Annotated in this window: 23 protein-coding genes; 13 read left to right on the top strand and 10 right to left on the bottom strand. The window is 70.6% G+C overall.

Translation table 11 applies throughout. The features are described from left to right. Window positions 1–10: 10 nt before the first annotated feature. Complete coding sequence (locus tag VIL67_RS17680; RefSeq protein WP_332050239.1) at window positions 11–1,537, bottom strand: UbiD family decarboxylase; 1,527 nt, start codon at window positions 1,535–1,537, stop codon at window positions 11–13. A 45-nt stretch (window positions 1,538–1,582) separates the two neighbouring features. Between VIL67_RS17680 and VIL67_RS17675 the strand changes: the two genes are divergently transcribed. Further along, window positions 1,583–1,810, top strand: a complete 228-nt coding sequence (locus VIL67_RS17675; protein ID WP_332050238.1) for a hypothetical protein — start codon at window positions 1,583–1,585, stop codon at window positions 1,808–1,810. Here VIL67_RS17675 and VIL67_RS17670 read toward each other — a convergent pair. Beyond that, window positions 1,807–2,559, bottom strand: coding sequence for a VOC family protein (locus tag VIL67_RS17670; RefSeq protein ID WP_332050237.1), 753 nt, complete (start codon window positions 2,557–2,559; stop codon window positions 1,807–1,809). The genes VIL67_RS17675 and VIL67_RS17670 overlap by 4 nt on opposite strands. Then, entirely contained in the window at window positions 2,556–2,906 is a 351-nt protein-coding gene (locus tag VIL67_RS17665) for an MmcQ/YjbR family DNA-binding protein (RefSeq protein WP_332050236.1), read from the bottom strand. Before VIL67_RS17665 ends, VIL67_RS17670 begins: the two co-directional genes overlap by 4 nt. A gap of 138 nt (window positions 2,907–3,044) precedes the next feature. On the opposite strand from VIL67_RS17665, the gene VIL67_RS17660 reads away from it, so the two are divergent. After that, complete coding sequence (locus tag VIL67_RS17660) at window positions 3,045–3,239, top strand: hypothetical protein (RefSeq protein ID WP_332050235.1); 195 nt, start codon at window positions 3,045–3,047, stop codon at window positions 3,237–3,239. Window positions 3,240–3,365: 126 nt separating this feature from the next. Here VIL67_RS17660 and VIL67_RS17655 read toward each other — a convergent pair whose 3' ends face one another. The 6 genes from VIL67_RS17655 to VIL67_RS17630 form a co-directional block, all read right to left on the bottom strand. Further along, complete coding sequence (locus VIL67_RS17655; RefSeq protein ID WP_332050234.1) at window positions 3,366–4,397, bottom strand: amidohydrolase family protein; 1,032 nt, start codon at window positions 4,395–4,397, stop codon at window positions 3,366–3,368. 131 nt (window positions 4,398–4,528) lie between these two features. After that, on the bottom strand, window positions 4,529–4,654 hold the full coding sequence (locus VIL67_RS17650) for a hypothetical protein (RefSeq protein WP_332050233.1): 126 nt from the start codon (window positions 4,652–4,654) through the stop codon (window positions 4,529–4,531). A gap of 47 nt (window positions 4,655–4,701) precedes the next feature. Next, window positions 4,702–4,893: a hypothetical protein gene (locus VIL67_RS17645; RefSeq protein ID WP_332050232.1), complete on the bottom strand. Its 192-nt coding sequence runs from the start codon at window positions 4,891–4,893 to the stop codon at window positions 4,702–4,704. A gap of 186 nt (window positions 4,894–5,079) precedes the next feature. Further along, window positions 5,080–5,316, bottom strand: a complete 237-nt coding sequence (locus tag VIL67_RS17640) for a hypothetical protein (RefSeq protein WP_332050231.1) — start codon at window positions 5,314–5,316, stop codon at window positions 5,080–5,082. A 391-nt stretch (window positions 5,317–5,707) separates the two neighbouring features. Beyond that, complete coding sequence (locus VIL67_RS17635) at window positions 5,708–6,499, bottom strand: helix-turn-helix domain-containing protein (protein ID WP_332050230.1); 792 nt, start codon at window positions 6,497–6,499, stop codon at window positions 5,708–5,710. 19 nt (window positions 6,500–6,518) lie between these two features. Beyond that, window positions 6,519–7,385 (bottom strand): alpha/beta fold hydrolase, encoded by an 867-nt coding sequence (locus VIL67_RS17630; protein WP_332050229.1) that lies wholly within the window; start codon window positions 7,383–7,385, stop codon window positions 6,519–6,521. A 216-nt stretch (window positions 7,386–7,601) separates the two neighbouring features. On the opposite strand from VIL67_RS17630, the gene VIL67_RS17625 reads away from it, so the two are divergent. From VIL67_RS17625 to ubiA, 4 genes are all read left to right on the top strand, one after another. Then, on the top strand, window positions 7,602–7,757 hold the full coding sequence (locus tag VIL67_RS17625; RefSeq protein ID WP_332050228.1) for a hypothetical protein: 156 nt from the start codon (window positions 7,602–7,604) through the stop codon (window positions 7,755–7,757). A 544-nt stretch (window positions 7,758–8,301) separates the two neighbouring features. Next, complete coding sequence (locus tag VIL67_RS17620; protein WP_332050227.1) at window positions 8,302–8,670, top strand: endonuclease domain-containing protein; 369 nt, start codon at window positions 8,302–8,304, stop codon at window positions 8,668–8,670. A 267-nt stretch (window positions 8,671–8,937) separates the two neighbouring features. Then, a complete protein-coding gene (locus VIL67_RS17615) occupies window positions 8,938–10,866 on the top strand; it encodes a S9 family peptidase (protein WP_332050226.1) in 1,929 nt (642 codons plus the stop codon). A gap of 46 nt (window positions 10,867–10,912) precedes the next feature. Continuing rightward, entirely contained in the window at window positions 10,913–11,836 is a 924-nt protein-coding gene (ubiA, locus tag VIL67_RS17610; RefSeq protein WP_332050225.1) for a 4-hydroxybenzoate octaprenyltransferase, read from the top strand. Here the strand turns inward: ubiA and VIL67_RS17605 are convergent. Further along, window positions 11,833–13,752 (bottom strand): ATP-binding protein, encoded by a 1,920-nt coding sequence (locus VIL67_RS17605; RefSeq protein WP_332050224.1) that lies wholly within the window; start codon window positions 13,750–13,752, stop codon window positions 11,833–11,835. The two genes, ubiA and VIL67_RS17605, sit on opposite strands and share 4 nt — an antisense overlap. Window positions 13,753–13,914: 162 nt before the next feature. On the opposite strand from VIL67_RS17605, the gene VIL67_RS17600 reads away from it, so the two are divergent. The 7 genes from VIL67_RS17600 to VIL67_RS17570 all read left to right on the top strand — a co-directional run. Then, on the top strand, window positions 13,915–14,868 hold the full coding sequence (locus VIL67_RS17600; protein WP_332050223.1) for a fatty acid desaturase family protein: 954 nt from the start codon (window positions 13,915–13,917) through the stop codon (window positions 14,866–14,868). Beyond that, window positions 14,865–15,524, top strand: coding sequence for a class I SAM-dependent methyltransferase (locus VIL67_RS17595; protein ID WP_332050222.1), 660 nt, complete (start codon window positions 14,865–14,867; stop codon window positions 15,522–15,524). Before VIL67_RS17600 ends, VIL67_RS17595 begins: the two co-directional genes overlap by 4 nt. A gap of 52 nt (window positions 15,525–15,576) precedes the next feature. After that, on the top strand, window positions 15,577–16,776 hold the full coding sequence (locus VIL67_RS17590; RefSeq protein WP_332050221.1) for an aspartyl/asparaginyl beta-hydroxylase domain-containing protein: 1,200 nt from the start codon (window positions 15,577–15,579) through the stop codon (window positions 16,774–16,776). Window positions 16,777–16,827: 51 nt separating this feature from the next. After that, window positions 16,828–17,448 carry a terminase small subunit-like protein gene (locus VIL67_RS17585; RefSeq protein ID WP_332050220.1) on the top strand — a complete coding sequence of 207 codons (621 nt, stop codon included), beginning with the start codon at window positions 16,828–16,830 and terminating at the stop codon, window positions 17,446–17,448. A 24-nt stretch (window positions 17,449–17,472) separates the two neighbouring features. Continuing rightward, a complete protein-coding gene (locus VIL67_RS17580; protein WP_332050219.1) occupies window positions 17,473–17,814 on the top strand; it encodes a VOC family protein in 342 nt (113 codons plus the stop codon). Between the two features lie 678 nt (window positions 17,815–18,492). After that, window positions 18,493–21,750, top strand: a complete 3,258-nt coding sequence (locus tag VIL67_RS17575) for a PAS domain S-box protein (RefSeq protein WP_332050218.1) — start codon at window positions 18,493–18,495, stop codon at window positions 21,748–21,750. Window positions 21,751–22,036: 286 nt separating this feature from the next. Continuing rightward, window positions 22,037–22,999 (top strand): PAS domain-containing protein (locus VIL67_RS17570; protein ID WP_332050217.1); only part of this gene is annotated, 963 nt, incomplete at its 3' end.

Here is a 22,999-nt window from a genome sequence, read left to right as displayed (position 1 = left end):
CGCAGGTTGATCAGTCGACCGGCGCGCCGGAACCCGGCAGGCCGAGGCGGGCCCATTTCTCGGTCACGGTGTCGATCACGGCCTGGTCCATGGCGAGCTTCTCGCCCCATTCGCGCTTGGTCTCTGGCGGCCACTTGTTGGTCGCGTCCAGCCCGATCTTGGAGCCCAGGCCGCTCTCAGGGGAGGCGAAGTCGAGGTAGTCGATCGGGGTGTTCTCGACGACGGTGATGTCGCGGGCAGGGTCCATGCGGGTGGAGATCGCCCACATGACGTCCTTCCAGTCCCGGGCGTCGATGTCGTCGTCCACGACGATCACCCACTTCGTGTACATGAACTGCCGCAGGTAGCTCCAGACGCCCATCATCACGCGCTTGGCGTGGCCCGGGTAGGCCTTCTTCATGGAGACCACGGCGATGCGGTAGCTGCAGCCCTCTGGGGGCAGCCAGAAGTCGACGATCTCCGGGAACTGCTGGCGGATCAGCGGGATGAAGACCTCGTTCAGGGCCTCGCCCAGCACGCTGGGCTCGTCCGGCGGGCGGCCGGTGAAGGTGGTCAGGTAGATCGGGTCGCGGCGCATGGTCACGGCGGTGACCTCGAACACCGGGAAGCTCTCCACCGAGTTGTAGTACCCGGTGTGGTCGCCGTAGGGGCCTTCGTCCGCATACTGATCAATGTGGACATGGCCCTCGAGGACGATCTCGGCGTGGGCGGGGACCATCAGGGGGACGGTCTTGGCGGGGACGAGGTCGAGCTTGGCGCCGCGCAGGAGGCCGGCGAACTGGTACTCGGAGAGGGTGTCGGGGACCGGCGTCACCGCGGCCAGGATCGTGCCCGGGTCGGCGCCGATCACGGCGCAGGCGGGCAGGGCGGCGGGCTTGCCGGCGGCCTTCCAGCGGCGGTGGTGCTGGGCGCCGCCGCGGTGGGCGAGCCAGCGCATGATGGTGCGGTCGCGGCCCATCACCTGCATGCGGTAGATGCCGAGGTTGTAGTCGTCCTCGCGGGCGTCGGAGGGGCCCTTGGTGACCACCAGCGGCCAGGTGATCAGCGGGGCGGGCTCGCCCGGCCAGCAGGTCTGGATCGGCAGGCGGGAGAGGTCGATCTGGTCGCCCGTCCAGACGACCTCCTGGACCGGCGCCTTCTTCACAACGTTCGGCCGCATGCCCATGACGGTCCTCGCCAGCGGCAGCATGTCGAAGGCGTCCTTGAGGCCGCGGGGCGGCTCGGGCTGGCGCAGAAAGGCGAGCAGCTCGCCCACCTCGCGCAGCTCGCCGGCGGTGGTCCGGGCCTTGCCCTCGAGGGTGACGCCCATGGCCACCCGCTTCACCGTGCCGAACAGGTTGACCAGGCAGGGCATGGACGAGCGCTCGCCGTCGGCCCGGATGACGTTCTCGAACAGGACGGCGGGGCCGCCGGTCGCCAGCAGCCGGCGCTGGATCTCGGTCATCTCGAGGACGGAGGAGACCGGCTCGGTGACGCGGACCAGTTCGCCCGCGGCCTCCAGCTTGACGAGGAACTCGCGGAGCGATCGGTAAGCCATGGCGGGGGTTTACCCGCCGCGCCGGGAGCGGTCTAGGATGGGGCCATGAGCCGGACGATCGATCTCGACGACGTGCCGCCGAAGGTGGCGGCCCTGCTGGCCGGCGCCGCCGAGGGCGAGGAGATCGTCCTGGTGCAGGCCGGCGCGGTGGTGGGGCGGCTGGTCGGCGGGCCGGCCGCCGCGGCGCCCGAACCGGAGCCGCCTGCGACGCCGGAGGAACATGCCGCCGAGGTCTTCGAGCAGTTCCGCGCGGCCATCGAGGAAGAGTTCTAGGCGGCCACGAACCGCACGCGCGTCCCGCACAGGGTCGGCTGGCCGGCGGCGTCCACCAGGCCGCGGGCCTGCGCCCGCGCCACGGCGGCCGCGGGATCGCGCACGGCGACGTCGAAGGCGCAGAGGCCCTCGCCGCGGCCGTCGCGGGCGGGGACGAAGCGCAGCTCCGACCCGTCCAGCAGGATACGCCAGCCCTCGCCGGCGCGACCGGCCTCGCGCGCCAGCACCTCGCCCCACCGCCAGGCCATGCGTTCGGGATCGGAACCCTGCAGCTCGGCGCCCACGATCCCTGTGGAGATGTCGGTGCGCACGTGCTCCGGCCAGACCGGCCCGCCCCAGCGCCACTCGTCCGGGGTGGGCATGGAGTCCACCGACAGGATGGCGCCGCCGATGTCCTTGGGATGGATGTGGGTCATCACCACGCCCTCGAACTCGGCCTGCTCGATGACCCGGGCGCCGGCGCGGGCCACCTGCTGCCGCGCCGCGATCCCGTCGTCCACCTGCAGGATGACCATGTAGCCGCCGTCGCCGCCGCGTTTGTCGAGCAGCCGGCCGGCCGTCGTGCCTTCGGCCTTGGGCGAGACCACCTCCAGGAAGGTGTCGCCCACCGGGAAGACGGCGTTCTTCAGCCCGAACTTGCCGACGCCGGGATCGTCGTAGGCGTAGTCCAGCCCGAGCACGTCGCGGATGTCGGCCTCGGCGGCGGCGAGGTCGCGCGCCACCAGGGCGATCTGGCGAAGCCGCATCATTGGCCGGCCTCCGCCTTCTCCTGCTCGCGGACCAGCTTCCGGGGCGCGATCTTGCGCCAGCGGCGCTCCAGGAAGTTGCGGAAGGAGCCCGGATGCAGGGTCTCCATCCGGGCGAGGACGCAGGGGTAGTCCTGGTAGTGGGGCGTGAGGTGGAAGGTGGCGGGCTCGGCTTCCATCAGCATCTCCCGCTCGTCCGGGCTGACGTCCATGATCACCAGGCTGCCATCCTCGCGCCGCAGGCGGGTGAGGAACTTGCCGTTCACCTTGAAGGCGGGCTGGCCGTAGCTGGTCCCCTTCTCCGCGCCCGGCAAGGACAGGACGATGGCCTCCATCTCCGCCTCGGTCACGGTCCTCTCCCTTCGTTTCCGCCGTCGGCGCCAGGGTAGCAGAGGCGCCTGCGGCCGTCCGCCCTACGTAATTCCCCTGAGTTGGTCATTTCTCGTGGGCGGCGCAAAGCTGCGGAAATTGCGAAAGAAAATTCCGCCATGTACCGCCTACGCGTCATCCATCCAGGGGCTGCGTTCCCCACGGAGACGGTGAGCCTCGAACGGGCCGCCGACGTCCTGACCGCCATCCCGGAACTGCTGGCCCGCCACGCCGACTGCGACCGCGTCGAGGTGATGGCGAACGACTCCAAGCTGTTCGCGGTGGACTGCAAGGGCAACCGGCTCGACGGCTGAGGCGGGCGGGCCGAGCGCAAGCCGCAGACACGGCGCGCGCCGCTTGCCCTTCCCACCCTTCGCTCTTGCCTGCGGCTCGGCGAACGGACCCCCCTTCCCACTGACGTGGGAAGGGAAGCGGCGCGTTCAGAGGTCGAGGCGGTAGACCTGCGTGGCCGTCCCGGAGAACAGGGCCGTCTTCTCGTCGGCCGAGGCGCCGTCGGCCAGCCGCTTGAACGCGTTCCAGAGGGTCCGGTAGTCGCAGGCCCCCATGTCGACCGGGAAATTCGACTCGAACATGCAGCGCTCGGGGGCGAAGGCCTCGATGCAGCTCTCGACGTAGGGCCGCCACTCGTTCGCCAGCTGTTCGGATGAAGCCCGAGGCTCGGCGAGAAACGAGGGGAAGTTGCAGAACGCCATGGCCAGGCCGCCCAGCTTCACCACCACGTTTGGTGAGCGGGCGAGCTCGCGGATGTTGTCGCGCCACACCGGGAAGCGTTCCGCGAGCCGTCCCTCGTAGCGGCCGCGGCCGAGCGGCGTGCCCACGTGGTCCAGGACGATGGTGGTCTCTGGGAAGGCGCGGGCGAGGTCGATGAGGTCCGGCAGCTGGGGCTCCAGCAGCCAGGCGTCAAAGGAGAGGCCGAGGGGCGCGAGCCGGGCGAAGCCGGCGCGGAAGTCGTCACGCCGGTAGAAGCCAGCGGCCACCCGGTTGAGCGGGCCCAGCACGGCCGGGTCGTCGTCCTGCGACGCGGAATTGCGGACGCCGCGAAAGCGGCCGCCGCCCGCCTGGACGTGGCGCTCGAGGATCCCCGCGGCGCTGTCGCCGAGCGTCAGGTCCACGTTGCCGACGATGCCGGCGCAGGCGCGGAACGGACCGTAGAGGCCGCTGGCGCTCATCGCCGCCACACCGTTCACGAACTCGGTCTCGCCCAGCGAGCGCAGCGCCTCCGGCCCGTCGGCCTTGTAGAAGGCGCGGCACTCCACAAAGACGGTGGCGACCACGTTGTGGCCGCCGCCGGTGTCGGCCATCAGCTCGTCCAGCAGGTAGCGCTGCGCCGGGGCGATGGCGGTGAGGAACGGATGCTCCGGCCCCTCCGGCGCGGGATAGACCCGCCGGTCCCAGAGGTGGTGGTGCGGATCGACGATCGGCAGCGCGGGATCGAGGATCTCTTCAGCCATCGCGTCCCTCCTTCAGAGCTTTTCCGGAAGGCTAGCGGCGGCGCTCGTCAGGGCCAACCGCAGAGTCGACCCGTCTCGCCCGCCGGAGCGAGCTGACCGGGAAGCGAAGGCGGAGGCCTCCGAGCGCCCGCTCAGCGGGTGCTGCGCGTGTCGTTGAGCAGGGGCTTGCGGGGCTGCGGGGCGGGCGTGCGGGTGGATCGCGGGTCGCCCAGGCCGCCGAGGATGGCGGGCTGGTAGACGGGCAGGTGACGTTTCATCGGAGCTGCATCCTTGTTCGAGGGAGACCGCCCGGGCGGGCGGCGGTTCAGGCCGGTCGGGCCTGGAGCTTGGCCACGCAGGCGCGCAGCAGGGCGGCGCGGGCGGCGGTGAGGCCGGCCTCGCGCAGCTCGGCAAGCGCGCCTTCCAGCGGCCAGCCGAGATGGCGTCCGCCAAGTTTCCAGATCTCCGCGCGCACTTCGGCGTCGGTGGGCGCAGCGGCCCGCAGCCAACCCAGCATCAGCGCCGGGGCCCCTGCGACGAGGGCGGAGCCGCCGACTCGAGGAACGAACGGGGCGGCGGCGCCGGCTTCGCGGTGACCTGCTTGGGCTTGCGGGTCTCGCGGGTGGATCGTTTCTGGCCTTTGGCCATGGTGGTCTCCAGGTTGTGTCTGGCGAACGCGCTCGGGCGCCCGCAATGGCGCCGGTCAGTCGGCGAAGTGGGGTTCGTAGTGCGGCATGCGCTCGTCGCCTGGGGCGCTCAGGACTTCGGCCTTGCCGCCGCGGGCTTCCGCCGTCCGTGCGCCCAGGCAGGCGCCACGGATCGCATCGCCCCGCGAGAGGAACTCGCCATAGACGGTGTCGCCCAGGCGCACCCGCCAGGCCTCGCCCTCGCCCGACACCCTGAAGGTGGATCGGAGCGGCCGGCGGATCCCCCCGATCATGACGCCGCTCGACTTGAGTGTTCGTGCAGAAATCGCGCCCATCGAGTGAGCTTTCGCGATCTGGCCCAGAGCTACGCTGCGCGTATCTATCTGGAGCTGGGCGGCCTGAGAGCCGCTCGTGACCGTCAGCTAGACTAACACGTCTGGCCGGCGGGCGTTGGGTTTATTTGCGACGGTCAGCGGGTCAGCCGGTCCGTCCTCCGCTCGTCCAGGCGGAAGCCGGGATCCAAGCGGCGGTGCGGCTCGGGCAGGGCGGCGGCGCCTTCCGGGACTCAGCTTGGGCCCCGGCTTTCGCCGGGGTGAGCGGAGGGGGGAGGGGTCTCGTTCAGGTGGCCGCCAGGGCGCGGCGGCGGCTTGTCCGCGGGAGCCTCCGCCTCCTTCCGGAAGGGGCTCAGGTGGCGGCCAGGGCGGCGGCGAGGGCGCGGGCGGTGGCGTCGTCGGCGGGGAAGAAGGTTTCCAGAGCGAGCTCGGAGACAGTGACGTCGACGGGCGTCCCGAAGACGGTGGTGGTGCTGACTAAGGAAAGGACGCCGGAGGGGGTGGCCAGCTGGAAAGGCACGACGACGGCCGCCGGATCGGGGCGGTGGCGGGGACCCGCCGGCGCGGGATAGGCGGCGACCTCGTCCATCAGCGCGATGAGGCCGCTGTCGGCGGTGATCTCGATCTCGCGGCGAAGACGCTCCAGGAGGTGCGCCCGCCATTCGGGCAGGTTCACGGTCCGCGGCGCCAGCCCGTCCGGATGGAGGGCGAGGCGGAAGACGTTGACCGGCAGCTGCAGCAGGGCCGGCGCGACGTCCCGCAGCAGGGGCGCCACCGCCGCGTTGGCGAGCACCAGGTTCCAGCCCCGGTCGATGGCCAGGGCCGGCGAGGGCTCGTGGGCCTTGAGGATCAGCTCCACCGCCGTGCGGGCCGGCGACAGCGCCGGGTCGTCCAGCGGCCGCTCCGGGAACACCGGGGCGTAGCCGGCGGAGACGAGCAGCAGGTTGCGGTCGCGGAGGGGCACCTGCAGCTGTTCGGCCAGGCGCAGCACCATCTCGCGGCTGGGCTGAGCCCGGCCGGTCTCCAGGAAGCTAAGGTGGCGCGCCGAGATCTCGGCTTCGCAGGCCAGGTCGAGCTGGCTGAGGCGGCGGCGCTGGCGCCACTCGCGCAGGTGCTCGCCGACGGGTTTGCGCTGTTGCAGCATGGGGTGATCCTAACTGCGCTCAGGCCCGCAGGAAGCCCTCCAGGTCGGCGTTGACCTGGTCCATATGGGTGACGAAGAGACCGTGCGGCGCGCCGGGGTAGACCCTCAGCTCGGCGCCGCGAACCCCGGCCGCGACGCGGCGGCCCGTGGCGTCGAGGGGCGCGGAGGCGTCCTGGTCGCCCTGCAGGATCAGGGTCGGCCGGTCCACCTTGGGCAGACCCGGACGGAGGTCCGTCTGCAGCAGCGCCCGATAGGTGGCGATCGCCACCGCGGGGGGAGTCTCCACCAGTTGGCCGGTCAGCCAGTCGGCCAGCGCGGGGGAGGTCTGGGGCGTGAAGAACGGCGCCTTGTTCTCCTGCGCCCAGCCGGGGAAGTCGCGGGCCCAGCGCCGCATGGCCGCCTCGTGCCATGCCATGGGCGCCCCGTACGGGTTGTCGGCGGTGCGCAGCAGGAAGGGCGCGGCCGGCGCGAGAAGGGCGACCTTGCGCACGCGGCCGGTCCCGTGGCGGGCGAGGTAATGGAGGATCTCGGCGCAGCCCATGGAGTGTCCGACAAGGGCCACCTCGCGCAGGTCCAGCTCGTCGATCACGCCACGGAGGTCGTCGGCGAACACGTCCATGTCGTAGCCGGTGCGGGCGAGCGGCGAGCGACCGTGGCCGCGGCGGTCGTAGGCGATGCAGCGGAAGCCACGGTCGGAGAGGTGGGCCACCTGATAGGCCCAGATGCGGCTGTCGAGCGCCCAGCTGGCGGCGAACAGGACCGGGCGGCCCGAGCCCCAGTCGCGGCGGAAGAGCGGGAGCCTTTCGGACGGCGCCGCGGCGGCTGCAGGCGCGGCGGCGGCCGCGCCGGCCGCGAGGCCGGAGAGGAGGATGGAGCGGCGAAGCATCGGAGGTCTCCCTTGCACGCGGCCAGGAGAGCACTGCGGAGGAAGGCCGGCGATTACCTGCGGGGTAAGCTCGCGACCTGCCTCGCCTATCTGGGCCTGCGGAAGCTGGCGGCCTGAAGACTAACCCATGTGAGTGCGCCGCCTGCGGCGGGTCGCATGTTCACGCGTTCCCCAGTTCGCAAGGCCAGGCCCGTGCAAGGTTATCGGCTCTTCCTCATGCGTGACGGCCATATCGAGTCGGCCCGGGAGTTCTTCGCGCCCGACGACGAGGCGGCGATCGCGCGCGGAGAGGAGCTGAGGGAAGGCCGGGCTGCAGAGCTTTGGATCCGGTCCGCGGTCGTGAAGAGGTTCCCGGCGAAGCAGGACGCCTGAGGGCGCGCGGGTGGGGAGAGGCGCCGCGGCGGCCACCACCGAGGGACGGGAGTGGCGTCGACACGAAGGCCGCAAAGGCCGCCGCAGCCCAGGCAAACTGCGCCCCCCCTCGTGAACGGCGGCTGACTGAACGGTGACCGTTTTGCGGCGGCAGGGGGGAGGGGGACCGCCCTACCTCCCCCGTCGCGGCAGCGACGGCGGGAGGGGGACCGCCGGCCGAGGCCGCAGGCCGAAGAGCCGGGGGTGGAGGGGGCGAGCGGACATGCCGGCGCGCGCGGCTTGCCCCCTCCACCATTCGCTCTTCGCTTCGCTCGGCGAACGGTCCCCCTCCCGCCGCTTTGCGGGGGAGGTAGGGGGCGGCTTGCTCCGCCCATCGCTGCTGGCGCTTCGCGGGGGTGGAGGGGGCGAGCGGACACGCTGGCGCGCGCGGCTTGCCCCCTCCACCATTCGCTCTTCGCTTCGCTCGGCGAACGGTCCCCCTCCCGCCGCTTCGCGGGGGAGGTAGGGGGTTGACGGCGTTCGGCGTTGTTCCTGATATGTTCAGGTGCGACGGACCCTCATCACGCGACGGGCGCGGGCGATGCGCAAGGCGATGACCGAGCCGGAGGTGATGCTGTGGAGCCGGCTGCGCGGGCGCGGCGCGGAGCGGCCGACCTGGCGGCGGCAGCATCCGTTTGGGTCGATCATCCTGGACTTCTACTGCCCCATGGCCCGGCTGGCGGTGGAGGTGGACGGGGCGACGCACTGGGACGACGCGGCGGCCGCGAAGGACGCGGCGCGGGATCGCTGGCTCGAGGCCCACGGCGTGGCGGTGCTGCGCCTGCCGGCTGGATGGATCTACCGGGACTTGAGCGCGGCGGCGGACGCGGCGCTGCGGCTGGCGGAGGAAAGGGCCGAGGCGCTGCGGCAGTGAGGGGGGCCGCCCTACCTCCCCCGTCGCGGCAGCGACGGCGGGAGGGGGACCGCCGGCCGAGGCCGCAGGCCGAAGAGCCGGGGGTGGAGGGGGCGAGCGGACACGCCGGCGCGCGCGGCTTGCCCCCTCCACCCTTCGCTCTTCGCTTCGCTCGGCGAACGGTCCCCCTCCCGCCGCTTCGCGGGGGAGGTAGAGGGGCCGGGCGGGTTGTCGGGGCGGGCGGGGGGCGTAAGGTTGGCGGCTTGGACGACAGACGCGGGGGCTGAGATGCGGCGGAGAGCGGGACTTCTGGCGGCGGTGGCGCTGGCGGCGGCGGCGATGGCGCCAGCGGCCATGGCGCAGGCGCAGGCGACGCGGGCTGCGCCGGCGGTGAAGATCTATCCGCCGCGGGCGTTCTTCGAGACCACGCGCTACCAGCTGCCTTCGCAGGACGGGTTCGCCTTCTCGCCGGACGGCAAGCAGCTGCTGATCTCCAGCGACAAGACGGGCGTGTTCAACGCCTATGTGCTGCCGGTGGCCGGCGGGCCGCCGCAGCCGCTGACCAACTCGACCACCAACGCCACCTTCGCCCTGTCGTGGTTCCCCTCGGATGGCCGGGTGCTGTTCAGCGCCGACCAGGGCGGCGACGAGCTGAACCACGTCTATGTGCGCGGCCTGGACGGCCAGGTGAAGGATCTCACGCCCGGCCAGAAGCTGAAGGCGCAGTTCGCCGGCTGGCGGAAGGACGGCGGCGCCTTCTACCTGGCCACCAACGAGCGGGACCCGCAGACCTTCGACCTCTACGCCTACGACGCGAAGAGCTACGAGCGCCGGATGGTGTTCAGGAACGCGGGCCTGTCCATCGCCGACGTGTCCGACGACGGCCGCTGGCTGGCGCTGGTGAAGGAGCGGACCAGCGCCAACAGCGACCTGTTCCTGGCGGACCTGTCTCAGGCGACGCCGGAGCCGAAGCTGATCACGCCGCACACGGGCAATGTGGCGTTCGGCGTCTACGAGTTCACGCCGGACAACAAGGCGCTGATCTATTCCACCGACGAGCCAGGCGAGTTCGCCCAGGCCTGGCGCTACGACCTGGCGAGCGGGGCCAAGACCGCGCTGGTGGCGGACAAGTGGGACGTGATGAACGTCAGCCACTCGCCCTCCGGCCGCTATCGGGCCGACTACATCAACGCCGACGCCTCGACGGTGCTGAAGCTGGCCGAGACCGGCTCGGGGCGTGCGGTGAAGCTGGCCGGCGTGCCGGCGGGCGACCTGAACGCGGTGCGCTTCAACCGCGACGAGACGGCGGTGGCGTTCACGGTGAACTCCGACACCTCGCCGGCCGACATCTTCGTGGCCAACCTGGCCGACGGCCGGGCGCGCCGGCTGACCACGGCCTTGAACCCGCAGATCGCGGAGGCCGACCTGGTCCCGGCGACGGTGGCGCGGTTCAAGAGCTACGACGGGCTGGAGGTCCCGGGCATCCTCTACCGGCCGAAGGGCGCCTCGGCGGCCAGGCCGGCCCATGCGGTGGTGTTCGTGCACGGCGGGCCGGGCGGCCAGAGCCGGCGCGGCTATTCCGCCGACATCCAGAACCTGGTGAACAAGGGCTACGCGGTCTACGCGATCAACAACCGCGGCTCGTCCGGCTTCGGCAAGACCTTCTTCCACCTCGACGACAAGAAGCACGGCGACGTGGACCTGAAGGACGTCACCGCCGCCGCCCAGTGGCTGAAATCGCTGGACTGGGTGGCCGACGACAAGGTGGCGGTGATGGGCGGCTCGTACGGCGGCTACATGACCGCCGCGGCCCTGGCCTTCGCCCCCGAGGCTTTCGACGTGGGGATCAACATCTTCGGGGTGACCAACTGGGTGCGGACCCTGGAGTCGATCCCGCCGTGGTGGGGCGAGCAGCGCGACGCGCTCTACGACGAGCTGGGCGACCCGAAGACCGACGCCGAGCGGCTGCGGCGGATCTCGCCCCTGTTCCACGCCAGGAACATCAAGCGGCCGCTGCTGGTGGTGCAGGGCAAGAACGACCCGCGCGTCCTGCAGGTGGAGAGCGACGAGCTGGTGGCGGCGGTGAAGGCGAACAACGTGCCCGTCGAGTACATCGTCTTCCCCGACGAGGGCCACGGCTTCCAGCGCCGGGAGAACCGGGTCACCGCGTCGGAGGCCTATGTGAAGTTCCTGGACCGCCACCTGAAGGGGCGGTGAGCGGCGCGCGATTGAGCGCCGGGGCGCGGCGCCCTACCAAGCGCCGATGACCTCCACCGCGCCCCTGCCCGACGCCGCGCCGAAGAACTGGGTCGACCGGTTCGCGCCGGCGTCGGTGCGGCCGTGGCTGAAGCTCGGGCGGTTCGACCGGCCGGCCGGGATCTGGCTGCTGATGCTGCCGGGCTGGCAGGGGGTGGCCCTGGCCGCCGCCCAGCAGGGCCTGAGGCCGGACTGGCGGCTGATCGGGCTGTTCTTCCTGGGCGCGGCCCTGATGCGCGCGGCCGGCTGCGCCTACAACGACATCGTCGACCGGGATTTCGACGCCCAGGTGGCGCGCACCGCCGGGCGGCCGATCCCCTCCGGCCAGATCAGCGTGCGGCAGGCCTGGGGCTTCATCGCCGGCTGCTGCCTGGTGTCGCTGGCCATCCTGCTGAGCTTCCCACCGGTAGCGGTCGCGCTCGGGGTGGGGTCGCTGGCGCTGGTGGCGGCCTATCCGTTCATGAAGCGGATCACCTGGTGGCCTCAGGCCTGGCTCGGCCTGACCTTCAACTGGGGGGCGCTGCTGGGCTATGCCGCCGCCACGGGCCACGTCGGCTGGCCGGCGCTGCTGCTCTATGCCTCGGGGATCTTCTGGACCCTCGGCTACGACACGATCTACGCGATCCAGGACCTGGAGGACGACGCCCTGGCCGGGGTGAAGTCCTCGGCCCGGCGGCTGGGGACCGGCGCGCCGCTCGCCATCGCCGGCTTCTACGTGGCCGCCCTCGGCCTGGCGCTCGCCGCGGGCTGGGCCGCGCGCCTGGGCTGGGGCTTCTACGCGCTCAGCCTGCTCTATGCGGTGCGACTGCTGGACCAGGCGCGCAGGGTGCGGCTGGACCGGCCGATGCTGGCGCTGCGGCTGTTCAAGTCCAACGCCTGGGCGGGGCTGGTGCTGTTCGCGGCAATCGTCGCCGGGAGCTTCGGGGCCTAGGCGGCCCGGCGGGCGCGGGCCCCTTCCAGGGCGGCCTGCAGCTCGGGGAGCTGGATCGGCTTGGCGAGCACGCCGTCGACGCCGGCGGCGCGGTACTCGATCTGCTGGTGCGGCAGGACGTTGGCGGTGAGCGCCAGGATCGGGGTGCGCGGCAGCCGGCGCTTGCGCTCCTGCCTGCGGATCTCGCGGGTGGCCTCGACGCCGTCCATCACCGGCATCTGGATGTCCATGAGGATCAGGTCGTAGCCGCCCACCTGCCAGGCCTCCACGGCCAGCTGGCCGTCGTCGACGACGCTGGGCTCGGCGCCCATGGCCTGCAGGACGCTCTTCACCACCATCTGATTGGTCTGGTTGTCCTCGGCGACCAGGACGCGGAGCGGCCGCGGGGCGTCGGCGTCGGCGGCCGCCGCCGGGGACGGGGCCTCCCGGAGCTTCGCCCGGGCGCGCTTGAGCTTGAGGGTGACGGTGAAGACGCTGCCGCGGCCGAGCGTGCTCTCCACCTCGATGCGCCCGCCCATGAGGGCGCAGAGCTCGCGGCAGATGGTCAGGCCCAGGCCCGCGCCGCCGACCCGGCGGGTGGCGGCGCCGTCGCCCTGCACGAAGGATTCGAACAGCCTGGACAGCCGCTCGGGGGCGATGCCGGGGCCGGTGTCGGCGACGGTCAGGGTGAGCTCGCCCTTCAGGCCGCGGGCGGCGCTGACGTGCACGGCGCCGGCCTCGGTGAACTTGAGGGCGTTGGCGGTGAGGTGGAACAGGATCTGCCGGACCCGCGCGGCGTCGCCGATCCAGCCGCCGCGGGCCTGGGGCGAGACGCTCATGGACAGCGTCAGGCGCTCGGACATCTCCAGGGCGCGGGCCGCGGTCACCGCCTCGTCCAGCACCGACTCGAGGTCGAAGGCCTCGCTGGCGAGGGCCATGCGGCCGCTCTCGATGGCGGACAGGTCGAGGATGTCGCTCAGCACGGAAAGCAGGGCGCGGCCGGAGCTGTCGATGGTCTCCACCCGCTCGCGCTGGACGGGGGTCAGCTCGTCGAGCAGCAGGATCTGGGCCATGCCGAGCACGCCGTTCAGGGGCGTGCGCAGCTCGTGGCTCATGTTGGCCAGGAACTGGGACTTCAGCGCATTGGCCTGCTCGGCGGCGTCGCGGGCGACGGTGGCCTCCACGAGCGCGCCGTTCAGGCTGGCGTCGTAGGTCTCGAGCGCCGCCAGCAGGCGGTTGAAGTTGCGGGTCAGCTGGCCGACCTCGTCGTGGCGGCCGATGGCGGCGCGGGCGGTGAAGTCGCGCGACTGGGTGGCGGCCTCCATGGCCTCGTTCAGGGCGCGCAGCGGGGCCAGCGCCCGGCGGGCCAGCCGCTGGGCCATCAGCCCGGCGCCGGCGGTGGCCAGCAGCGACAGGATCAGGGCGATGGCGATGTTGCGCAGGCGGTCGACGATGATGCCGTGGTCGTCCACCAGCAGGACGAGTTCGCCCACCTTGCGGCCGTCGTCGAAGACCGGCGCGTAGGCGACCACGCCGGGGCTGCGGTACACTTGGCGGGGCTCGGTCGCGCCGCTGGGGCGCAGCAGGGGAGACCGCGGATCGAAGGCTCCGACGGTGAAGGGTTCGCCCTCCAGCGGCGTATAGCTCACCGCCGCCACCTGCGGCGCAGCGTAGAGGGCGGCCCCGACCTCGACGGCGGCGGCGGGATCGCCGGCGGCGGCGGCGCGGGCGTCGTGCGCCAGGGCCGAGGCCAGCTGGCCGGCGCCGACCGCCAGTGCGGTCCGGTCGCGGGACCAGTTGGTCCACTGGTAGAGGCTGAAGCAGGCGACGAGCGCGGTGACGGTGGCGAGCAGGGCCGCGGCGACGAAACGGCGCTCCAGACCGCGCGGCTCGAAGGCTCTGTGGCCTTCGCCCGCCCCGGCATCCCCCACGCCCATCCGATCCCCCTAGTTGCGTCCGCGGGCAGCCTCGCCGCGAGCCCTTAAATTTCGACGAACGCCGGAACGCCGATTTGGGGAACGGGCTCAGATGGTTGGCCGGCCTAGGACGCGCGGGCCGCGGCGCTGTTCGCGAGGCGGCGCGCGCGGTACACTGCGCCCATGCCCGCCGCCGCCCGCGTCGACCCGAAGCGCTTCTTCACCCCCGAAGAGTGGGCCCCGCTGGCGCGGCGCTCGCCCTGGAAGGGGCCGGCGCTGGTCGCCCACGCCTGGGCGGTGATCGGGCTGGCCATGGCCATGGCGGTGGTCTGGCCGATCACCATTCCGCTGGCCATCGCCATCATCGGCGCGCGCCAGCTGGGCCTGGCCATCCTGATGCATGACGCCGCCCACGCGGCCCTGCACCCGGACCTGAAGGTCAACGACTGGGTGGGCAATCACCTGACCACCGGCGACCTGGGCGCCTACCGGCCCTACCACCTGGGCCACCACAAGTACGCCCAGCAGGCCGAGGACCCCGACCTGGTGCTCTCCGCGCCCTTTCCGATCACCCGCGTCTCGCTCCGCAGGAAGATCCTGCGCGATCTCACCGGCCAGACCTACTACAAGCTGAAGTGGTCCGGGCTGGTCGCCCGCATTCGCCAGCGCAAGCCGGGCGAGCCGCTATGGCCGATCCTCAAGGAGGCGGTCGTGCGCCGCCGGCGCTTCTTCCTGGGCATGGCGGTCACGCTGGCCGCCACCGCGCCGTTCGGCCTGTGGTGGGTGTGGCCGGTGCTGTGGCTGGTGCCGCAGGCCACATGGCTGCCGATGGTCACCCGGCTGCGCAACATCGCCGAGCACGCCTGCGTGGCCAAGGACGAGCCCGACCCGCTGCGCCACGCCCGCACCACTCACGCCAACTGGCTGGAGCGGGCCCTCCTCGCGCCCTACTGGGTGAACTACCACTGCGAGCACCACATGTTCATGCATGTGCCCTGCTACAACCTGCCCAAGGTCAACCGCCTGCTGGCCGGCAAGGGCGTGACCCCGCGCATGCTCACCGCCCCCGGCTATGTGCAGGTGCTGAAGATGGCCGCCGGCCGACCCGAGACCCCGACGCTGGCCCAGGCGGCGTGATCGCCCCGACGCCGGAGGCGCGCCGCGCCTTCATCCGCGAGCACACCCGCCTGCAGCGGCCGCCGCACACCCCCGAGATCGTCCTCCACCTGGCGGACGAGGTCACCCCGATCTGGCGGATGACCGAAGAGGCGCTGCAGGAGATCGGGCTGCCGCCGCCGTTCTGGGCCTTCGCCTGGGCGGGCGGCCAGGCGCTGGCGCGCTACGTCCTGGACCGGCCGGAGCTGGTCGCCGGGCGCCGCGTCGTCGATTTCGCCTCGGGCTCGGGCCTGGTGGGCATCGCGGCGCTGAAGGCCGGCGCGGCCTCGGTGCTGGCCGCGGACATCGACCCGTTCTGCGGCGCCGCCCTGGCGCTGAACGCGGAAGCCAACGGCGTCGCGGCCGAATTCACCGACGCCGACCTGCTGGACGCCGCCCCGCCCGCGGCCGACGTGATCCTGGCCGGAGACATCTGCTACGAGAAGCCGCTGGCCGACCGGGTGATGGCCTGGCTGGCGGCCGGCCGGGCGGCGGGCGCCACGGTGCTGATCGGCGACCCCGGGCGCAGCTACTTCCCGCGCGAGGGGCTGACCCACCTGGCCACCTACCAGGTGCCCACCACCCGGGAACTGGAAGACCTGGAGATCAAGAAGACCGCCGTGTGGGCGCTGCCCTGAGCCTCGCCGCCCGAGCTTGACCCGCGCCGCGAGGCAGCGCCTCCTCGCGCGCATGAGCGAGACCCTCTCCGCCACCCCCGCCGACCTGCAGGCCTCCTGGCGCGACGGCGCGACCGCGCTGCGCCAGGGACGGCCCGCCGACGCCCTGCCGCACTTCCGGCGCATCGTCGACAGCGGCCAGGCCAACGCCGCCGTCTGGATCGGCATCGCGCTGGCCACCAAGCAGCTCGGCGACATCCCCGCCCACAAGGAGGCTCTGGCCGCCGCCCTGCGCCTCGACCCGCGCGACATCCGCGCCCTGCTGATGACGGCGGACAACCACGCCGCCGACGGCGACGCACGGGCGGCCTCGTCCTACTACGACGCCGTGGTGAAGGTGGCGGTGGCGGCCGGCACGGTGGAGAAGTCCATGGAGGCCGAGGTCGGCCGGGCCCTGCACATGCGCGAGCAGTACGCCCGCGCCTACGCGGCGCACCTGGACGCCGAGCTCGGCCCCCGCGGCCTGGACGCGCCGGCGGGCCGCCGCGCCCGCAAGGCGGTCGACCTGCTCACCGGTCGCCGCGAGCTCTACCTGCAGCAGCCCAAGGCGCTCTACTTCCCCGAGCTGCCCAACATCGAATGGGCCGAGCGCGCCGCCTTCCCCTTCCTCGACAAGGTGGAGGCCGCCACCGACGCCATCCGCGCCGAGCTGCGCCAGGTGCTGGCGGAGGACTCCGCCTTCTCTCCCTATGTGGAGCTGGAGGCGAACCGGCCGTTCTTTGACGACCACGGGATGCTGGGCAATCCCGACTGGAGCGCCTTCTACCTGTGGAAGGCCGGCGCGCCAGTCCCGGAGAACGCCGCCCGCTGCCCGGCCACCATGGCCGCGCTGGAGGAGGCGCCGCTCTGCCGGATCGCCGGCCGCACGCCGTCGATCCTCTTCTCCCTGCTGCGGCCCGGCGCGCACATCCAGCCGCATCACGGCTTCATGAACGCCCGCTACGTCTGCCACCTGCCCCTGATCGTGCCGGACGGCTGCGCCATGCGGGTGGGCGGGGAGACGCGGCCGTGGGTGGAAGGCCAGGCCTGCGTCTTCGACGATACGATCGAGCACGAGGCCTGGAACCGCCATCCCGACCAGCTGCGCGTGGTGCTGATCTTCGACATCTGGCGCCCGGAGCTGACGGCGGAGGAGCGCGAGCTGGTGGCGGCTGTTCTGCAGGCCGTGGACAGCTATGGCGGCGGCGACCGGGTGACCGTGCCCGACGCCTGATGTTCGCTATTTGTTCTTGAACTTGCGCTCCCGGCCGGGCTAGGCTGGGGCATGCCGACGCGGCCGCCCTCAGCCTTCGAGCCGGATCTCGCCTTCCCGGCCATGGACCACACGCCGGGCGGGGCCAAGTCCTGCCAGTTCAGCCACGACCTGGCCCAGGCGGTGCTCGACGCCCTGGACGCCGGCTGGCCGCTGGCGCGGATCCTCGCCCTGCCCGACATGCCCTCGCGCCGCACCCTCTATGACTGGCGCCTGCGCCACCCCGCCTTCGAGATGGCGTGGATGCAGATCCGCGCACGCCAGGCGCGCGAGCGGCGGCGTGCGTTCACCGCCCGGGAGGACGCCCGGCGGGTGCTGCAGGCCAGCGGCCTGCTGGGCGCCAAGCCGGGCCGCAAGAGCACCTATACGCCGGCCCGTGGCGACGCCTTCTGCGAGCTGCTGCTGCAGGGGCTGACCCTGCGCGAGATCGCCGCCCGACCAGGGATGCCCGCCGTGGCCATGGTCTACCGCTGGCTGCGCAACCACCCGGAGTTCCGGACCGCCTACGCCGTGGCGCTGGAGCTGCGCGAGGAGCTCGCGGCGGACCAGGCGATCGCCGGCGGCTACCCCGGCCGCTGGACCGGCGGGCGGCCGGGGCAGCTGCGCCCCCACGTCTGGCTGCAGGCCGACTGACCTTTGCAACGAACGGAGACCCCCATGCGTGAAGACGGCAAGATCGACTATGTGGAGCTGCCGGCCGGGGACCTGATCCCCCTGAAGCGGTTCTACGAACAGGCCTTCGGCTGGATCTTCACCGACTACGGCCCGTCCTACGCCGCCATGAGCGAGGGGCTCGACGGCGGCTTCGACGCCGACGCGGCCAACCAGCCGGCCAAGCCGCTGGTGGTCCTCTACGCCCACGACCTGGAAGCCATGGCCGAGCGCGTGCGGGCGGCCGGCGGCGAGATCGTGAAGCCGATCTTCAGCTTCCCGGGCGGCCGCCGCTTCCACTTCCGCGACCCGACCGGCAACGAGCTGGCGGTCTGGAGCGAGGGGTAGGCGTCAAGCTGGCGGCGGCGCTCCTACCTCCCCCGTTGCGGCAGCAACGGCGGGAGGGGGACCGCCGGCCGAGGCCGCAGGCCGAAGAGCCGGGGGTGGAGGGGGCGAGCCCCAGGCGCAGCCTTCGTCGCTAACCTCAGCGGAGGTTCGCAACGTGAGCTGAGGGTCGACAGCTGACGTGGACGCTTGCCGCCGCTGTCCAGCGTTCCACAGAACGGGCAGTCGAAGGAGAACGGGTGTGTCGCGGCGATAGCTCTCACGGCTGCAGGGGGGCTCGCAGTGCTCGTCCTCGTCTTCTCCTGCATCGGCTCATGGGGGGACAACTCTGCCTGCGAGTACGGCGGCCCAGACTGCGTCGGAGAATGATGGCGCTCAAGCCAAGCCATCAGCGATGGGGACGCGCTTTAGCTCAGGACCCAAAAAAGGACGTCCGGCGGCCTGCCAAGAGCGTACTTTGCGAACGTCAGCGAAGGGTGGTTAGCGGACACTCGCCTGATGCGCAGAGCGGACGTTCCACAGGCCGCAACATGCCGCCTAAGTGACAAGCAGGTGCAACTTGCCAAGGCCGCTGAGCGCCCGGGATATTTGTGATGGCGCGGTGAGCGGCTCGACCTTGGGGCCCCCTTCCCCTATGAGACAGCCCGACTTCACGCCTCCCCTAAGGATGACAGACGCTCAGTGACGCTGGACCCCCGCGGCTACTCCGAACTTGATGCTCTCGCGCGGCAGATAATTGAGAGCGCAACGGATTTCGCGATCATCACGACCGATCTGGAAGGTCGGGTGACGAGCTGGAATCGCGGCGCAGAAGCCATCTTCGGCTGGACTGCGTCTGAGATGATCGGCCAGGCCGTCACCGATATCCATACGACTGAAGACCGGCTCGCCAAGACGGGCGCGCGGGAGTTCGAGGAAGCCAGGCGCGAAGGCCGCTGCGAACACGAACGCTGGCGCGTTCGGAAGGACGGGCGGCGCGTCTTCTCTTCGGGCGTGACAACGCCGCTCAGAGACCCGGCTTCCGGCAAAGCGGTCGGGTTCCTGAAGGTCCTGCGTGACCGCACGGCCGAAGAAGACGAGGCGATGAAGAGGCGGCAGCACGAGCAACGCAACGCCTTCCTGCTGCAGCTCACCGACATCCTGCGCGCCGGCGGCGACACCAATCAGGTGCTTCACGCCGTTTGTGGCTTTCTGGGTGGGTGGTTCGGCGTCGACCGCGTGGGCTACGGCCACGTGGAAGAGGCCGAAGACCTCGTGAACTACGACGTCTGCTGGACTGACGGTTCTGTGCCGGTCCTTGTCGGGGAATTTCCCGCGAGCGCCTTTGGGGCGAAAGTGATGGATCGGCTTAGAGGCGGCTTCACCGTCGTTATGGACGACGTCCGATCCAATCCTCTGACGGCCGATGCGCCGTCTCAGGAGACCTCGGCTGAAGTGGATACCCGAGCTGTTCTGGTGACGCCCCTCTTCAAGGCAGGGCGCCTCCGCACAATCGTCTACCTCAACCAGCGGGCGCCCCGCGCCTGGAGCTCCGAAGAAGTCTTCCTTCTGGAGGAAGTCGCCGAGCGGACCCGTGAGCTGATCGAGCGGGGCCGTGCTGAGGAAGCGCTGAGGACTCAGCAGGCGCGACTGGATCTTGCGACCCGCGCCGCGAAACTCGGCGTTTGGGATTGGCGACTCGACGCCGGCACTCTGGAATTCTCTGCCCGCGCTCGTCAGATCTGGGGCTTCCCGCCGGATGGGACAGTCACGTATGAGATGCTCGCAACCGCGATGCACCCCGATGACGTCCGCAAGGTGCAGGCGCAGTTCGCCCGGGCGACCGACCCCGCTCTACGGGACGAAGCGCCCTATGAGTACCGGGTTCTGACGCCGTCCGGCACGCGCTGGATCCGCGCTCATGGCGAAGCCGTCTTCGAGACGCGAGCCGGTCAGGTCCTCGCGGTCCGTTACGTCGGCACGATGGAGGACATCACCGAGACCCGCGAGACACAGGCGGCGCTGGCTGCGTCGGAGGCCCGCCTCAAGCTTGCTGTCGATGCCGGCCGAATGGCCGTCTGGGAAATCACCGCTGAAGGCGAAGTCAACCATGCGCCGCAGCTGAACCGACTTCTAGGCCTGCCGGAGGATTCCCGTCCGACGTTGGCCGAGATCCATTCGCGGTACTACCCCGGTGAGCTGGAGCGGCTTCAGGGACTGGCCGAAGCGGCCATGTTCAAGGGCGAGCGCTACCTCGAGTTCGAATACCGTCACCTGTGGCCCAACAACGAGGTGCGGTGGCTATCGGCCAGGGCCGAGTTTCTGACGAGCCCGGCAGGCGAGCCGGCCGGCGTCATTGGCGTGGTGATGGACATCACCGAGCGCAAGCAGGCGGAACTGGCGCTCACAGCGCTTAACCAGTCTTTGGAGTCCGAGGTGGCGGCGCGGACCGCCGAGCGAGACCGCATGTGGCGGACTTCGACCGAGCTCATGCTGGTAGCGGATTTCGAAGCGGTCATCCGAGCGGTGAATCCGGCATGGACGCAGCACCTGGGCTATCAGCCGCAAGAGCTGCACGGGAGAAAATTCCTCGATCTTGTGCATCCTGATGACGTCCAGCTCACGGTCGATGAGGTGGGCAAACTGGCGGACGGGGTGACCACCTTCCGCTTCGAGAACCGCTACAGACACAAGGACGGCTCGTACCGCTGCCTCAGCTGGACCGCCGTCCCGGACGACGGGTTCATCCACGCCGTTGCTCGGGACATCACGGACGAGAAGGCCGCTGCGGAGGCCCTTCAGCGCACCGAGCAAGCGCTCCGTCAGGCGCAGAAGATGGAAGCCGTCGGTCAACTCACCGGCGGCATAGCTCACGACTTCAACAACATGCTGGCGATCGTCATCGGCAGCCTGGAACTGGCCCGGCGGCGCCTGGATCGGGGTCAAGCGGGCGCCGAGCGGTATCTCGACAGCGCCCGCGAAGGGGCCACCCGTGCGGCCACGCTCACGCAGCGACTGCTTGCCTTCTCCCGCCAGCAGCCTCTCTCCCCTCGAGTCCTGAACGCCAACCGGCTAGTCAGCGACATGTCCGAACTGCTCCACCGGACGCTTGGCGAGACGATCAAGCTCGAGACTGTCCTGGCCGGCGGGCTATGGCCCGTGAATGCAGATCCGCACCAGCTTGAGAGCGCGATCCTGAACCTAGCCGTCAACGCCCGGGATGCGATGTCGGAGGGCGGACAGCTCACCGTTGAAACGGCGAACACCCATCTCGACGACGCCTACACGCGGCAGCATCTGGGCCTGAACCCGGGCCAGTACGTGATGGTCGCTGTGACGGACAAGGGTTCAGGCATGTCGCCTGAGGTCGTACAGCGGGTGTTCGATCCCTTCTTCACCACCAAGCCAGTCGGCAAGGGCACCGGCCTCGGCCTTTCGATGGTCTACGGCTTCGTGAAGCAGTCCGGCGGGCACGTCGCGATCTATTCGGAGCCCGGCGTCGGCACGACGGTCAAAATCTACCTGCCGCGCCATCTTGGCGTCGTGGATGAGCACGCCAACCCGCCGCAGGGCGGGCTGCTGCCGGAGGCCGGCGGGACGGAAGTGGTGCTGGTGGTCGAAGACGAAGAGCGCGTCCGGCAGATGAGCGTCGATGCGCTGAAGGAGCTCGGGTATATCGTCTACCAAGCCTCGGGGGGCGAAGAGGCGCTTCGCGTCGTCGACACCTTGGCTCGCCTCGACCTGCTTTTCACCGACGTCGTCATGGCGGGAATGAGCGGTCGCCAGCTCGCCGACCAGGTGCTGGCGCGCGCGCCACATGTGAAGGTGCTGTTCACGACCGGCTACACACGTAACGCTGTGGTCCACAACGGTGTGCTTGATCCCGACGTCGCGTTCCTTCCCAAGCCTTTCAGCATCGCTGATCTCGCGACTAAGGTCAGACTGGTATTGGACGGCTAGATGGCAGAGGATCGCGTTGCTGCGTAGAGCCCGGTGCCTGCCCCTGCTTCAGGGCGGAAGATACCGGCCCCAATCCGGCGCTGAACTGCGCAATCCCGGAGCACCTTACTAAGCGCGATCCTGTGCGATGACGCTGAGGGTACTCTGTAAGGCTACCGGTAGACGCGCGGACTCGATGCGTCAGGATCGGAACACAGCAGGACAGCTCCGGGCTGGCTCCGAGCCTCAGCATCTGCGAAACAACGATGCGCGCTCCCGCTCAGCTTACCCCGTCCTGAACAGCAACATGTCAGAACCACTGATTGACCTGTTCGGGTTCTGCCCGCAGGGCCCGACGGCCAGGCTGATGCTTGACGGGGAGTGGGAGAGCTCCTCGCTGGGCGCCCCGGCCACCTGGCCACCGCTCTTGAAGGCCTATCTGCGCCTGCTGGTTGAAGCCCAGCAGCCGATGTTCATCGCGTGGGGTTCAGACCTCACCTTCATCTACAATGATGAGTACGCCCCCATACTTGGGATCAAGCATCCCAACGCCTTCGGACGGCCCTTCTCCCAGGTTTGGGCGGACATTTGGGAGCAGATCAGCCCACTCGTTGAGAACACGATGGCCGGACAGGCCAGCTGGCACGAGGACCTCCTGATACCGATGGAGCGCAAAGGGTACCGGGAGGACGCGTGGTTCAGCTTCTCCTACACGCCGATCCGCGACGACGCCGGGGGTGTGCAGGGCATGATTTGCATGGCGAGCGAGACCACGCAGAAGGTGCTGGCGCAGCAACGAACAATGGAGGACCGCCAGCGACTCCGCGACATGTTTGAGCAAGCCCCGACCTTCATGGCGATGCTGGCGGGCCCCGAGCATCGGATCGAGTTGGCCAACCCCGGCTACATGACCCTTGTGGGCCATCGGCGGGTGCTCGGCCGGACGGTCGCCGAGGCTCTGCCGGACGCGGTGGTCCAAGGATATTTGACGCTGCTCGACGGCGTCTATTCGAGCGGGAACGCCTATTCGGCGACGGGCGCGAAGTACGCGGTGCAGGCCGAGCCTGACGGCCCGGTGAACGAGCGTTATGTCGACTTCGTCTACCAGCCGCTGAAGGACGTTGAGGGACGGGTTACAGGGATTTTCGTACTCGGAGCGGACGTCACCGACCGCACATTGTCGGAACTGGCCGTTCGCGCGAGCCAGGAGCAGCTGCAGCTCATGGTCCTCGAGCTCAATCACCGCGTGAAGAACAACCTGGCGACAGTT

The sequence above is a fragment of the Phenylobacterium sp. genome (assembly GCF_036563385.1).
Lineage (GTDB): Bacteria > Pseudomonadota > Alphaproteobacteria > Caulobacterales > Caulobacteraceae > Phenylobacterium.
This window is presented reverse-complemented; position numbering and strand designations above follow the sequence as displayed.

Excerpts from the sequence above, each read along its gene's own strand:
- VIL67_RS17580 (WP_332050219.1), top strand. The coding sequence starts at position 17,473 with ATGCGTGAAGACGGCAAGATCGACTATGTGGAGCTGCCGGCCGGGGAC.
- VIL67_RS17655 (WP_332050234.1), bottom strand. The coding sequence starts at position 4,397 with ATGGCTGAAGAGATCCTCGATCCCGCGCTGCCGATCGTCGATCCGCAC.
- VIL67_RS17640 (WP_332050231.1), bottom strand. The coding sequence starts at position 5,316 with ATGATCGGGGGGATCCGCCGGCCGCTCCGATCCACCTTCAGGGTGTCG.
- VIL67_RS17600 (WP_332050223.1), top strand. The coding sequence starts at position 13,915 with ATGCCCGCCGCCGCCCGCGTCGACCCGAAGCGCTTCTTCACCCCCGAA.
- VIL67_RS17675 (WP_332050238.1), top strand. The coding sequence starts at position 1,583 with ATGAGCCGGACGATCGATCTCGACGACGTGCCGCCGAAGGTGGCGGCC.
- VIL67_RS17635 (WP_332050230.1), bottom strand. The coding sequence starts at position 6,499 with ATGCTGCAACAGCGCAAACCCGTCGGCGAGCACCTGCGCGAGTGGCGC.
- VIL67_RS17645 (WP_332050232.1), bottom strand. The coding sequence starts at position 4,893 with ATGCTGGGTTGGCTGCGGGCCGCTGCGCCCACCGACGCCGAAGTGCGC.
- VIL67_RS17625 (WP_332050228.1), top strand. The coding sequence starts at position 7,602 with ATGCGTGACGGCCATATCGAGTCGGCCCGGGAGTTCTTCGCGCCCGAC.
- VIL67_RS17680 (WP_332050239.1), bottom strand. The coding sequence starts at position 1,537 with ATGGCTTACCGATCGCTCCGCGAGTTCCTCGTCAAGCTGGAGGCCGCG.
- VIL67_RS17615 (WP_332050226.1), top strand. The coding sequence starts at position 8,938 with ATGCGGCGGAGAGCGGGACTTCTGGCGGCGGTGGCGCTGGCGGCGGCG.
- ubiA (WP_332050225.1), top strand. The coding sequence starts at position 10,913 with ATGACCTCCACCGCGCCCCTGCCCGACGCCGCGCCGAAGAACTGGGTC.
- VIL67_RS17605 (WP_332050224.1), bottom strand. The coding sequence starts at position 13,752 with ATGGGCGTGGGGGATGCCGGGGCGGGCGAAGGCCACAGAGCCTTCGAG.
- VIL67_RS17630 (WP_332050229.1), bottom strand. The coding sequence starts at position 7,385 with ATGCTTCGCCGCTCCATCCTCCTCTCCGGCCTCGCGGCCGGCGCGGCC.
- VIL67_RS17590 (WP_332050221.1), top strand. The coding sequence starts at position 15,577 with ATGAGCGAGACCCTCTCCGCCACCCCCGCCGACCTGCAGGCCTCCTGG.
- VIL67_RS17660 (WP_332050235.1), top strand. The coding sequence starts at position 3,045 with ATGTACCGCCTACGCGTCATCCATCCAGGGGCTGCGTTCCCCACGGAG.
- VIL67_RS17585 (WP_332050220.1), top strand. The coding sequence starts at position 16,828 with ATGCCGACGCGGCCGCCCTCAGCCTTCGAGCCGGATCTCGCCTTCCCG.
- VIL67_RS17650 (WP_332050233.1), bottom strand. The coding sequence starts at position 4,654 with ATGAAACGTCACCTGCCCGTCTACCAGCCCGCCATCCTCGGCGGCCTG.
- VIL67_RS17670 (WP_332050237.1), bottom strand. The coding sequence starts at position 2,559 with ATGATGCGGCTTCGCCAGATCGCCCTGGTGGCGCGCGACCTCGCCGCC.